Below are 11,905 nucleotides of genomic sequence, written 5' to 3'. Positions count from 1 at the left end.
AATAGGTCGAAGCAATGAAAATAAGATTAGCGATGTTTTATCTAATGCTTATATCTAGTGGTGTGTTAGCGCAGCCGATAGATATGAAAACAACGCCGATTGAATTGGGGGTTATTAATGGTGAGGTGGAGAATGACCGCGTACACCTTCATAAGGTATTGAAAAACCCGATATTAGTCACTCTCCGTAAGGGGGACTATGCTCAGTCTGTCAGTCAATTGCTTATTAAGAATGCCCAATTACTAAAGCATTCAACTACAGAAATAGTCATCAGTCAGATTCACACGTTGGAAAATGGTTCCGACATGACAACACAGCTTACTCTGGGGCTATGGACTGATGGAAAGCGAGGCTTGATTGACGCGAAACAGTTGGCAGGTGAGGTGGCCATTAGTCTAGGTTCTAAGTTTAAGCATCTGGAGCTACGAGCGGTTGAGCCTGTCACCATGATTGCGCCACGAAGCTACCGAGGTCAGTTTAAGTATTCAATTGAAGTTGTAGGAACGGCTAGGTAGTCGTTGCTATTACACTTCAGTTTAAGGTCTGGAGTCTTTAGGCAGGGGACTCTAAGTAAAATGATGTTCAACACAACAGAGAGCATCACACATTCTAAAGTAAGTATGGAAAAATCATGAAAAAAACACACATTGCAATGGCATTAACAGCAGGACTTATTGCGGGCACTGCGAATGCATCTATGAGCTCGATGGAAAACGGTGGTGGTGGAAACATTATTATCGGTGGTACTTTTGAACATGCTAATACCACATGGGTTCTAGGTCTCGATGCTGCCCCTGCATGGAGTGGAAAAACCATTGAAACTACTGAATGGCATCATGAACAAGGTGGAGCGTACGTAGAAGTTTTGTCACTAGGTGAGGCGAATGACCCAGTAATGCTGCTTGCGAGTAAGGGCTCACAACAGCACGACGAAAGAATCCCTCTTCCTATGGTTTCTATTACAGCCGCTGACGGTGAACATAGCCTGATGATCCCTAACGTTGAAGATGAAAGTGGAGTGCTAAGTTTCCCTACGGTACTCAACGGCGCAGTAGTGCCGAATGCAAAAACCATTATCACGATGAGTGATATGGGTGAGATGGTCCAAGAACACACTGATGGCAGCGCTGATAATGTATATGTCATGCATCAAAGCGTGGCTAACAAAAAATACTCAAGGGAAGGCCATAAAATGGCCCCAACCCATGCTGTTAAGGAGTCTCGTGCTCAGGCTATTGATAACTTCATAGTTGCGAATAACAATGCAATTACAAGCACATTTAACCATTCCGATGCGTCTTTTAAAGACTCTATTAAAAACTCTTTCGCTACAATCGGTTTGGTTGCAGATCAGATAGGCGAAGCTCCACAAGGACACGACACAGCGACAGGCTCATACTACGGACTTGGTCTATGGTTTGAGAGCGTAACGGTTGTAAATTCTGCGGATACCCCTCTGGTGGGCCAGTGGACCACGACTATTCCGGTTACGGTTACGTACCGCTAAGCTGTGCGTCAAATGTTATTTTGTCTGTTTTTCCTTTTCTTCTTGCAAGATAACACCTTCTCAATATTGCCTGCTCTAAGCAGGCAATATTCGTATTTATCAATAGAGATAAAGCGGTGTTTTACATCGTTTGAAACGTATGCGCGATAGTAAGATCGCTGTTAAACATCGATCAATCAAAGTTATTTGCACAGTTGGTTTGTCGTATGAAAAAAAATGTTATGTTGCTCGCCATTGCTTGTTCATCGATCGGCTTGGTGGAAGCAAAAGAATTTAAATTAGATCAAGACATGCAATTCGTCGGCACAGTAATAAGCGGTTACCCGCAATGGCAATGGCAAGTTGGTACTGCGCAGGGGAGTCGTATGACTACATGGGATACCGATACTGACACAGCAATTAAGAGAAATGGTGAATTTGTCTTCACTTACTCTAGTCAAAACAGTGAAGGGAGTATTCCTTTTGTGCAGGGCTTAATGTTGTCTCCGGCTGCAAAAGGGGCGATAAGTTTAGCTCCTGTCGTAACGATAACGAATGCAAGGGGTAAACCATTGGTGCTAAATGGAACTGGTGAACCTCAAAACTTTGAGGTAGATGCAATGGGTGAGTTAAGGGGCGGAGGAGTCACTACCGGTGTCGTTTCTTTGACTGTAGAGTCAGCGAATGCCGTGATTTACCGCACAGGATCGACTTGGGTTGCGGAAGGTTACAAGGGAGAGGCCGCTCAAGAGGCGTTTGCCTTACTGGATACTAAGGAAGCGCAGTTTTATGACACTCCAGTGCCAGGAGTTCGTTTTAGGCGTGATAGTGATCATGACGTATTCGCTGTATTAAGAGGAACATCGATGCCGAAGGCCTATACAATTTTAGGAGCATTTAGCTCACGATTAAAAAATGTAACCACAAAATGGCAGGTTATTCCAAAAAATTGGAATGCGACGATCAATGCTCAAATTACATTCCAGTAGAAATAATACATTTACAGCTGAATAGTATCTATAAATCATGAAATTAACCTATTTACAATGGACAGTAATATTAGCACTGAGTGGCTCTTCGCTGGCTGCTGAGATTGACACTGGTAATGTTAAACAAGCAGGCTATTGGGGGCAGATTGGTTTAGGCCTTGGATATTTAGATGATGCTGATCCTGTCAGCTCTATTAAAGAGCACAGTACAGGATTTAGTGCCAAACTCAGCGGTGGTTATGATTTTAATGAAAACGTTGGTGTATATGGCAGCTATGATTTTTACCAAAATCGACTCATGAATGACAATATCCAATTGGGTTCGATTGGCGTAGTGGGTAAAACGCTGTTGACTAACGAATTGAAACTGGTTGGTAAAGCTGGTGGCACTATGGTGTCCGGTAGCAATAACAGTAATGGCTTTGCGGGTACTTTCGGTCTAGGGGTTGAGTATGAACTGACGCACCGTGTATCTACAGTAATGGGAATAGACTATTACAATGATATTCAGTTCAGTCATAAATATCCTGGTGATTTATATCAAGCTTACTTAGGTATAACTTACCGCTTCAATCAGCCAGATATGCCATTAGAGATCATTAATGACAAAAAAGTGATTGAGGAAAAGCCCACTGAGGTAGCTAAAAAAGTGGAAGTTGTGAAAAAAGAAGTCATGCCTTCGTTAGGAGTAAGGGGGACGTTGTTCGAAACGAGTTCAAGTGCCTTGTCGCTAACGAGCATGAGCACTTTGCATCCGTTTCTAGATAGATTGAAAATGTTCCCATTGTCTCATATTGATATTGTGGGCTATGCAGACAGCACAGGTAAAGCCTCGTACAACTTAAGGTTATCGAAGCAACGAGCAAAGTCGGTAGTCGAGTACTTTGTTAGGAATGGCATTGATAAGTCACGTATTACCTATTCTGGTAAAGGTGAAGATTCTCCTGTCGCAAGTAATGCAACGGTTGAGGGGCGAGCTCAAAACCGCCGTGTAGAAATATCGATTAATTAGTCGAAGCCCAGTCCAGTAGGTCTGGGCTTTATTTTACTCTTCATTATTTATAAAAGCTGCTTATCTAGCCGCTGATTATCCAATTTCTTCTTATTTACACATCGCGCTTATTCGCAAACTTCTCTAACCCAAGCACGAACGTAATTGCGCAGAGCATCATCACAACCGCTAAGCCAAGCTGGGCTGGCTGAGCACTAATAGCCTCAAAGTCAGACGGCATTAGATTGTGCTGGATTAATGGTACTTGCTCGCCGTGTGAGTTAGTTCTCCAACTGATCGTCTCTTTCCATGGCCAAATCTTTGGCAGAGTACCGAGCATCAACCCAGTTAGAAATATCAAAGTAAGGTCTCTAAAACGTTTAAGTAACCAAGAAAGGAGATGAGAGAAAGTCAATAGCCCAATCACACAGCCTGATAAAAATAGCGTAAGAATTTCTATATCAAATGACTTCACTGCGGCCAGTACCGGCGCATACATACCAATCAGGAGTAAGATAAAGCTGCCTGAAATGCCAGGTAAAATCATCGCACAAATAGCAATACCACCTGCCAATAGCACATTAATGCTAGTGGGCTCTAATTGCAGCGGGTTAAGGACGGTGATGCTGTAGGCAAAAGCGACCCCTAACAGTAGGAAGACAAGACGACTTAGGCTTCTTTGTTCTATTTGCTTGAGCATGTGGAAGACCGAAACCAAAATTAAGCCGAAGAAGAATGACCACAATGGAATAGGGTGAGTCACTAACAGCCACGAAATCAGTTTTGCGAGAGTGGCAATACTGGTAAGTACACCGCCAAACAATGCGATAAGGAAAAAACCATTGATATGTTGGAAAGCGGCTTTAAAACCATCACGTTTCCAGATACCGAGAACTGACGGGTTAATGCGTCGAATGCTTTCAAGCAGGGTGTCGTAAATACCAGTAATGAATGCGATGGTGCCGCCCGAAACGCCGGGTACCACGTCAGCAGCACCCATCGCCATGCCTTTTAGAAATGTAGTTAGGTAGTTCATTCTTGTTGATATGTAAATTAAAGTGCAGTGAGTATATCGACTCTAACGTAAAAAAAGTATGAAAATCATTCTTTGATAAATGTATCTATAAGAATCGAGTTTAATATATATTTGCAAATATTTGCAAAATGCAATTTTCAAATTGCATTTTGAGAGGTTGAAATAGCAAAAAAGTGCATATGAGCACAAAAAAATCGTGGTTTTAAAGTTGGCACGCTACCTGCATTATTAAAGGTGACCCTTCTTAAGCCGAGGGTCACCTAGCCAACTGACGTTGTTAGTGAATACAATTTGTTCACACAATATATAAGCCAATCGCACTGTTGCGGTTGGCTATTTTTTTGCGTGTTGGTTAAACAAAAATTCTCTTCTCTTACCTCAATTTACGGACATTTATTCGGAATACGACAGGATTTTTCCCTTGAAACTCGACAAATAGGGTCAAGATTATTAATAATGGCCGCTTTCTTTTCTAAACCCTAGCTTAAATTTATAGGGTTAACTGTTGAAACGAGCATCTTGAGGCTGTTTGTATAAGGACTAATTTCAATAGAAAAAATGAATCTATGAGCATTGCTCATCAGAGCCTGTAGGGCTTTGTACTCGTTAAGGAAGATGAGTTAATAACTAATAAGAGGTTATATGAATCAGATAATTTCAGTCGGACCGCTAGAATCTTTCTTGATCGCAATCAGTGTTCTTTTTTTAGGACATTTTGTAAACGCAAAGCTTCCCATCCTTAACAAGTTCAATATCCCTGAACCTATCGTTGGTGGTCTTATTGTCGCGCTCATCATAACGCTAATGCATTTTTATGGTATCGACTTAGAGTTTTCTTTACCGCTTCAAAAAATCTTTATGTTGATGTTCTTCAGTACTGTTGGACTCGCTGCGAACTATACCCAGTTAATGAAAGGTGGCGCGAAGGTGCTTGTTTTCCTCGCCGTTGCTTCTTTCTATATCATCATCCAAAACGGTGTCGGCGTCTCAATGGCAACAGCGCTAGGGTTAGACCCTTTGATGGGATTGATCGCAGGATCAATCACGTTATCTGGCGGGCATGGCACAGGTGCTGCGTGGTCACAAACGTTTTCAGAGACATATGGATTGTCCAATACGCTTGAGATAGCAATGGCTTCAGCGACGTTTGGTTTGATTATTGGCGGTATCATTGGCAGCCCTGTGGCTCAGAAGTTGATCAACAAAAATGGCTTTGAGTCTGAATACGGTACAGGAACAAAAACGCACGAACGCTTCCCTGAAGTGGTGACGTATAACGAGTATGAAGAAGATAAGGTAACGGCTAAGAAAGTGGTTGAAGTCCTGTTTATTCTTCTGATCTGTGTTACCGGTGCGAAGTACTTAGAGCAGTGGGTAAGCAGTTTTAATATCAGTTGGTTGATGATCCCAGACTTCGTTTATGCGCTATTTATCGGCGTGTTTATCACCAATGTGATTGAGGTGACTAAGGTCCATAAAGTGGATACCGAAACGGTCGATATTCTTGGTACAGTTTCTTTGTCTCTGTTCCTAGCGATGGCACTAATGAGTCTAAAACTATGGAACATCTTTGATCTTGCAATTCCATTCCTCATCATTCTGGCGGTTCAGTCGGTGGTGCTTGGTGTGTTTGCTTACTTTGTGACATTCAAAGTGATGGGGTCAAACTATGATGCGGCGGTTATCTCTGGCGGACATTGCGGGTTTGGTTTAGGTGCGACACCAACGGCGGTGATGAATATGGGTTCTTTAGTGAATCGATATGGTCCATCACCGCAGGCGTTTATGGTAGTGCCTATTGTTGGCGCTTTCTTTATCGACATCGTTAATCTGATTATCCTTCAAGGCTATATTTCCTTTATTGGATAACACTAGATAGTTAAAAAGCCTCGCTCATATTATGTAGCGGGGCTTTTTTATGTCTGGAAAATCACTTTAAAGTGAGCTTAGTGCCATTGAACTTGAGGTGACCAAGCAACACCTTCGCATTATTTTTGCCATGCTCATTGAAGGCGATCCCGTAGCGAGCATAGTGAAGAGAACGCTGCAAATTACATACGGTGCCAAACAACGGTTCAAAGTGACCATCTTTGTTTGTTGCGAGTCGTACATGCAGTGCGATTTCGTCACCCACTTGAAATGGTCGGCTTAAAGGTGCGGTGACAAAACGGCAGCCGCCTTTGGATAAATCTCTAATTTCACATTCCAGCTTATGGCTATCTGCGACCACTTTCGCGCCAAGGTTTACATCAAAGCGCGGTTCTTTTCGTAGTTGAGTGACCTGCATGGTTTGAGGAACTGATAGAGCAACCATGCTTACGGGTGATTTAAGCACGTGCTGAATTTGGCTTCTGAAGGAAATGATAGCCCCTTCGCCACGTGGAGATATTGCGCGAATCGCAATCCAAAAGCCTTCTTGAAAGAAAAAGCTCAGATCATCTTCAGAGATCTTAGGCAACTCGATAAGAATGACGTTGATGGAGTGCGTGCCGATAAAAGAGGACTTACAACGGAAGGTTGTACCAACCGGTGTAGAGATACCTAGGGTAAGTTCTCCCCCATGCTCAATCATCGCAAGTGCATCAGTGCTATTAAGTGTTGAGACACTTCTATTATTAGAATGAGAGCTCGCTGGCTGCGCTTTCACTGCGACCGCTTGGGTATTCATCTAGCCTCCGTTATCCCCACCATGTTATTGTTTTAGAGGTAGGTTGATGTATATATTTCGAATATCTATGTGTCTGATTCGAGTATTATGAATTTTATGTGTGCTTTGATGTTTATTCAAACGCCAATATATCGTATTAACATGATCTGAGTATCATTTTTGGGGGCTATTGTGTCGCATCCACTGATTATTGATGAAGTAAACTCACAAATTAGAGTCCATTTAAAGGCTGATCATTACGCAGTAATAAAGTTCGTGGATAAAAGAAGCAAGTATGCAATTACCTAGAACGTTCTCAGCATGGACTCACCTTAAAGCACAATGACGAAACCATACGACTATCAATCACTACTCGATTCTCTAGGATTTGACACATTAACCCATACCGATGTACTGCAATCTCTGTGGGGTGGTTATGGGGAGCTTGTTCGACTGCATAGTGCTGGTGGAAGCATTATCGTTAAGCATATTAAGTTGCCTAAGCCTGAACATCATCCACGAGGCTGGAACAGTGAGCTATCACACCAAAGAAAACTTCGTTCGTATCAGGTTGAATTGAACTGGTATAAATCAGCGGCCAATCTCTGTAAAGCGAAAGTACCGGTCGCTATTAAAGTCGAGCAGCAAGGGCAAGAGCTGCTGATTGCAATGGAAGATTTGTCGACACTTGGATACACCGGTGTGGTTACCGAAGCCACTCACGCCCACCTAAGTGCTTGTCTAGAATGGTTAGCATATTTCCATGCTCAACATATTGGGCACCAAGGAGAAGGGCTGTGGGAGTGCGGCACGTATTGGCATTTAGATACGCGCCCGGATGAACTGGCAGCGCTTAACGATGAGTCACTCAAACAAGCTGCGCATAAGATCGATAGAGTTCTCACAGAAGCGCCGTATCAGACATTGGTCCATGGTGACGCCAAGTTAGCGAACTTTTGTTTTTATCCGGATGGCACGCGCGCTGCGGCAGTCGACTTTCAATATATTGGACGAGGCTGTGCGATGAAAGATGTGGCGCTGTTTATGAGCAGTGCAGTAAAGCCTGAGCAATGCCAAGTGATGGAAAATTGGATTTTAGATGAATACTTTGCTCACCTAAGCCGAGCACTTGATAAGTACCAACCTTGTATTGATGCGGCTGATGTTGAAGATCAGTGGCGACCACTGTTCTCCATTGCATGGGCAGACTTTCAGCGCTTTGTTAAAGGTTGGAGTCCAAACCACTGGAAGATCAACCCATATACTGAAGCGCTTGCGGTTCGTGCGTTAGATAAGTTAAAGGCTTACCCCTAGAAGTAAGCCTTATTATCACTCTTGAGGTGTTTTGGGCTATAAGCCAGGTTTGATGCGAGCCATATAGTAAGTGTTGATGAACTCACCATCACGGAACGAACCAAATTTTGACTCGCCTTCTATTTCAAAGCCAAACTTCTTATAGCAAGCGATTGCCCCTTCGTTGTCAGTATTGACTTCGATTTGTACACGTTTTATTTGCAACCAATTGTCTGCCAAATCTAGAACCGTCTCAATCAACTTATTTCCGATACCTAGCCCGTGGTAATCGTCATGTACACCAAGACCAAAGCTACCACAGTGTGCCGTTCTTGGACGTTGTGAGTGCTCGAATCCTATATTTCCGACGACGTTTCCATCCACTTCTGCAACAAAGCTATAAACACCTTGAGGCATGTTTTCCAGTCGTTGTGTCCACATTGCTACCGATGGTTTTGGCAGTTGGAGTGTCTCGCGCTGTGCTTTCGGTTGTGAGTATATTTCACATAATGCGGCTGCATCGCTCACTTGTGTCGGACGTACGATTATTTCCATTTTTCTTATTTCTCGACTGGTTGAACATAAAAACACCATAACGAGAAGTTAACGATATTTAAAGCATTGTTTTTAATGTTTTTACTCACTTAGTTTTTTACACCAGAGGCAGCGAAAATTCTTAGAATCTTTAATGCTAGGTATAAATTGTAAATAAGTTTGTTTATTGGCAAGAGGCGTTTTATTGTAACAGGCTATTCACATAAGGATCGAAACATGAACCACTCAGCGAGTTGGAAAACGCCACAAAATTTCCTGATGCTCATTTCTATTGTTGTGCCTATCGCTTTTTCAAGTTGGATGGCACTTCTGAATAACTTCGTGATTGAACGTGCCAACTTTGATGGTTCTGATATTGGCTTGCTTCAGAGTGTGCGCGAAATTCCTGGCTTTCTTGCGTTTACCGCGGTATTCGTCCTGCTGTTCATTCGTGAGCAACGATTCATGTTGCTTTCATTAGGGGCATTAACCCTAGGTACAGCCATTACCGGTTTCTTTCCCTCAATGATGGGACTACTGCTGACAACGCTATTGATGTCGACAGGCTTTCACTACTTTGAAACCTTGAAACAGTCACTGTCTTTGCAGTGGCTGACAAAGGATGAAGCGCCAGAGATGCTCGGCAAGTTTATCTCGGTTAGCGCATTAGCGTCGTTGCTGACATATGGCGCGCTATGGTTCTGTTTAGAAATTCTAAAAATGGACTTCGAGTGGGTTTACCTGACTTTTGGTGGAGTAGGTTTTTTATTGGTCACTTGGATGGCCTTTGCGTTTCCTCAGTTCGAAACTCATGTACAGCAAAATAAAAAATTGGTGCTTAGAAAGCGTTATTGGCTTTACTATGCACTCACATTTATGAGCGGAGCCCGTCGTCAAATCTTCACTGTCTTTGCCGGATTTTTGATGGTTGAACGTTTTGGTTATTCGGCGGCAGATATTACCCTGCTGTTTCTAATCAACTATTTATTTAACTTTTTGTTTGCGAAACGTATCGGACGCTTTATAGGTAAAGTGGGCGAACGTAAGGCACTAACATTTGAATATGTCGGCTTAATAGGTGTGTTTGTTGGTTACGCTTTGGTTGAAACCGCAGAGTGGGCTGCAGCATTGTATGTGATAGACCATCTGTTCTTCGCCTTAGCTTTGGCAATTAAAACCTACTTCCAGAAAATTGCCGATCCGGCGGATATGGCATCCACTGCGGGAGTGTCGTTTACTATTAATCATATTGCAGCGGTGTTCATACCGGTTTCGTTTGGTTTGATTTGGTTAGTGTCGCCGGCAGCGGTTTTCTACATCGGTGCCGGTATGGCAATGGTGAGCCTATTACTTTCACTCAATATCCCAAGAGTACCAGAAGAGGGCAATGAAGTTCGAGTATTGAAGTGGAGCTAACATTGATCGTAGGTCTTAGCTACGTTATCCACACCTTCCGTGAAAGAATGAAATAAGGCGTGTTGACTTCCAATGCGCCTTTAACTTTTGCTGATGACTTCATGTTAATGGTCTTTGACCGACTTAGTTTGTTGCTTTCACCAATAAACCATGAACAGATTTGAAAGTTTGTACTCTATTTAGTTTTATTCTGCCTCTGTATGCTCTTTAGTCCAAGATAAGAGCAAAAGGATAAACAATGAAAAGAGTTAAATGGGGCATTGCTGGTTTAGGGAATATTGCCCAACGTTTCGCATCAGCATTGACCCAGTTTTGTGAGCATGGCCAGTTACACGCTGTCGCAGCGAGAGATTTGCAGCGCGCTCAGGCCTTTGGAGAACAATTTGGTGCCTCGACGAAGTATGGTGCGTACCAAGATATGGCCGAAGACCCTAACGTAGAAGCTGTTTATATCGCCACGGTGCATCCTTATCACAAGGCTTTAGCTGAGCTATTCCTTAGCCATAAAAAGCACGTTCTTGTTGAAAAACCAGCATTTACGAACCTTAAAGATTGGTTAGAGATGAAAGCGTTGGCTAGGCAGCACGGTGTATTGCTGCTAGAAGCAATGAAGACAGTGACTTTTCCCGCGTACCGAGAGCTAAAATCCTATCTCAAAGAGAATAATCTTAAGCTCACCTCGATAGAGGCTGGGTTCGGCAACCATAATGATTATGACCCCAATGTGTTTATCTTTAATGATCAACTTTCAGGCGGTTCAACCTTAGACGTAGGGGGGTATAGCTTATGGCTCTACTATGATTTATGTCATTTCATGAAGGTAGAAGCAGCAAAGCCGACCGTGACAATGCACAGAATGCTAGATCAATGCCATGTTGATACTGATGCTAGTTTTATCTTCTATGGTGAGATAAAAGGCAAGATGTCTTCTTCAATCACAACAGACCTACTGCGCAGTGCGGTATTAAAAGGTGAGGACTTGACCATTACGATTCAAGATAAGTGGTGGAATCCGCAGGTGATTGAGATCGAGCATAAAGGCATCACCACTATTATTGAGTCGCGAATCAAAGGGAATGGATTCGAGTTCGAAATCGATCACTTTTCGCGATTGGTGAGTAACAATGAACTCAAGTCAGATGTACTTTTACATCAAGTAACGGAGCGTGTACTCACTACGATGGAGCAAGCGTTGATAGACAATGGATTTGGTCATTTAACGCGTCTGGAGAACTCATAAACTAAATGAAGAACCTTAAGCGTAAGCTAGAACTTTATGAACAGCTGTTTTGTCTGTTTGGTCCGGGAGAGTCCCGTTGCCAGGTTAGTCAGCTCGCTTCATTGTGGCATGTGACTGAAAGGTACGTGTTTACTTTGCTTAAAGCGATGGAAGAAAGCCTTTAAGCCTGCTCAACGAATTTGGAATATGGCTCAATGAGCAACGAATCATTACTGAGCTAAAGCAAGAGAACTTTCGTCTTGAAGTCTCTGAACGTATTAAAGGTAGTACAGT

At 42.9% G+C, this 11,905-nt stretch carries 12 protein-coding genes; 9 read left to right on the top strand and 3 right to left on the bottom strand.

Annotated elements, in window-relative coordinates; all coding sequences use genetic code 11:
- The first annotated feature begins 14 nt into the window (after window positions 1-14).
- The 4 genes from ACU01J_RS10030 to ACU01J_RS10015 all read left to right on the top strand — a co-directional run bounded on the left by ACU01J_RS10030 (window position 15) and on the right by ACU01J_RS10015 (window position 3,487).
- Window positions 15-515: a DUF5462 family protein gene (locus tag ACU01J_RS10030; RefSeq protein WP_481085573.1), complete on the top strand. Its 501-nt coding sequence runs from the start codon at window positions 15-17 to the stop codon at window positions 513-515.
- A 116-nt stretch (window positions 516-631) separates the two neighbouring features.
- Window positions 632-1,507, top strand: a complete 876-nt coding sequence (locus tag ACU01J_RS10025) for a hypothetical protein (RefSeq protein ID WP_481085572.1) — start codon at window positions 632-634, stop codon at window positions 1,505-1,507.
- A gap of 206 nt (window positions 1,508-1,713) precedes the next feature.
- On the top strand, window positions 1,714-2,475 hold the full coding sequence (locus ACU01J_RS10020) for a F4 family fimbrial subunit (RefSeq protein ID WP_481085571.1): 762 nt from the start codon (window positions 1,714-1,716) through the stop codon (window positions 2,473-2,475).
- Window positions 2,476-2,512: 37 nt separating this feature from the next.
- Window positions 2,513-3,487: an OmpA family protein gene (locus ACU01J_RS10015; protein ID WP_481085570.1), complete on the top strand. Its 975-nt coding sequence runs from the start codon at window positions 2,513-2,515 to the stop codon at window positions 3,485-3,487.
- Between the two features lie 94 nt (window positions 3,488-3,581).
- On the opposite strand, the gene ACU01J_RS10010 is transcribed toward ACU01J_RS10015, so the two are convergent.
- Window positions 3,582-4,502, bottom strand: a complete 921-nt coding sequence (locus tag ACU01J_RS10010) for a polyprenyl-phosphate transporter (protein ID WP_481085569.1) — start codon at window positions 4,500-4,502, stop codon at window positions 3,582-3,584.
- Window positions 4,503-5,144: 642 nt separating this feature from the next.
- On the opposite strand from ACU01J_RS10010, the gene gltS reads away from it, so the two are divergent.
- On the top strand, window positions 5,145-6,371 hold the full coding sequence (gltS, locus tag ACU01J_RS10005) for a sodium/glutamate symporter (RefSeq protein ID WP_481085568.1): 1,227 nt from the start codon (window positions 5,145-5,147) through the stop codon (window positions 6,369-6,371).
- Window positions 6,372-6,432: 61 nt separating this feature from the next.
- On the opposite strand, the gene ACU01J_RS10000 is transcribed toward gltS, so the two are convergent.
- The gene (locus ACU01J_RS10000; protein ID WP_481085567.1) at window positions 6,433-7,170 is read right to left on the bottom strand and encodes a flagellar brake protein; all 738 of its coding nucleotides are present in this window, start codon (window positions 7,168-7,170) and stop codon (window positions 6,433-6,435) included.
- A 321-nt stretch (window positions 7,171-7,491) separates the two neighbouring features.
- On the opposite strand from ACU01J_RS10000, the gene ACU01J_RS09995 reads away from it, so the two are divergent.
- Window positions 7,492-8,463: a phosphotransferase gene (locus ACU01J_RS09995; protein WP_481085566.1), complete on the top strand. Its 972-nt coding sequence runs from the start codon at window positions 7,492-7,494 to the stop codon at window positions 8,461-8,463.
- Between the two features lie 36 nt (window positions 8,464-8,499).
- On the opposite strand, the gene ACU01J_RS09990 is transcribed toward ACU01J_RS09995, so the two are convergent.
- Window positions 8,500-8,997 (bottom strand): GNAT family N-acetyltransferase, encoded by a 498-nt coding sequence (locus ACU01J_RS09990; RefSeq protein ID WP_481085565.1) that lies wholly within the window; start codon window positions 8,995-8,997, stop codon window positions 8,500-8,502.
- 216 nt (window positions 8,998-9,213) lie between these two features.
- Between ACU01J_RS09990 and ACU01J_RS09985 the strand changes: the two genes are divergently transcribed.
- The 3 genes from ACU01J_RS09985 to ACU01J_RS09975 all read left to right on the top strand — a co-directional run bounded on the left by ACU01J_RS09985 (window position 9,214) and on the right by ACU01J_RS09975 (window position 11,796).
- The gene (locus ACU01J_RS09985) at window positions 9,214-10,392 is read left to right on the top strand and encodes an MFS transporter (protein ID WP_481085564.1); all 1,179 of its coding nucleotides are present in this window, start codon (window positions 9,214-9,216) and stop codon (window positions 10,390-10,392) included.
- Between the two features lie 238 nt (window positions 10,393-10,630).
- Window positions 10,631-11,632 carry a Gfo/Idh/MocA family protein gene (locus ACU01J_RS09980; RefSeq protein WP_481085563.1) on the top strand — a complete coding sequence of 334 codons (1,002 nt, stop codon included), beginning with the start codon at window positions 10,631-10,633 and terminating at the stop codon, window positions 11,630-11,632.
- Between the two features lie 5 nt (window positions 11,633-11,637).
- Window positions 11,638-11,796, top strand: coding sequence for a hypothetical protein (locus ACU01J_RS09975; RefSeq protein ID WP_481085695.1), 159 nt, complete (start codon window positions 11,638-11,640; stop codon window positions 11,794-11,796).
- Window positions 11,797-11,905 lie beyond the last annotated feature (109 nt).

The organism is Vibrio sp. 2433-A1 (genome assembly GCF_056726085.1).
The sequence above is the reverse complement of the archived record's forward strand: the minus strand, read 5'-3'. Positions and strand labels throughout refer to the sequence as shown.

What these genes read in the sequence shown, in the direction of transcription:
- ACU01J_RS09995 (WP_481085566.1), top strand. Translation starts at nt 7,492, where the DNA reads ATGACGAAACCATACGACTATCAATCACTACTCGATTCTCTAGGATTT.
- gltS (WP_481085568.1), top strand. Translation starts at nt 5,145, where the DNA reads ATGAATCAGATAATTTCAGTCGGACCGCTAGAATCTTTCTTGATCGCA.
- ACU01J_RS09985 (WP_481085564.1), top strand. Translation starts at nt 9,214, where the DNA reads ATGAACCACTCAGCGAGTTGGAAAACGCCACAAAATTTCCTGATGCTC.
- ACU01J_RS09990 (WP_481085565.1), bottom strand. Translation starts at nt 8,997, where the DNA reads ATGGAAATAATCGTACGTCCGACACAAGTGAGCGATGCAGCCGCATTA.
- ACU01J_RS10015 (WP_481085570.1), top strand. Translation starts at nt 2,513, where the DNA reads ATGAAATTAACCTATTTACAATGGACAGTAATATTAGCACTGAGTGGC.
- ACU01J_RS09975 (WP_481085695.1), top strand. Translation starts at nt 11,638, where the DNA reads ATGAAGAACCTTAAGCGTAAGCTAGAACTTTATGAACAGCTGTTTTGT.
- ACU01J_RS10020 (WP_481085571.1), top strand. Translation starts at nt 1,714, where the DNA reads ATGAAAAAAAATGTTATGTTGCTCGCCATTGCTTGTTCATCGATCGGC.
- ACU01J_RS10025 (WP_481085572.1), top strand. Translation starts at nt 632, where the DNA reads ATGAAAAAAACACACATTGCAATGGCATTAACAGCAGGACTTATTGCG.
- ACU01J_RS10000 (WP_481085567.1), bottom strand. Translation starts at nt 7,170, where the DNA reads ATGAATACCCAAGCGGTCGCAGTGAAAGCGCAGCCAGCGAGCTCTCAT.
- ACU01J_RS10030 (WP_481085573.1), top strand. Translation starts at nt 15, where the DNA reads ATGAAAATAAGATTAGCGATGTTTTATCTAATGCTTATATCTAGTGGT.
- ACU01J_RS09980 (WP_481085563.1), top strand. Translation starts at nt 10,631, where the DNA reads ATGAAAAGAGTTAAATGGGGCATTGCTGGTTTAGGGAATATTGCCCAA.
- ACU01J_RS10010 (WP_481085569.1), bottom strand. Translation starts at nt 4,502, where the DNA reads ATGAACTACCTAACTACATTTCTAAAAGGCATGGCGATGGGTGCTGCT.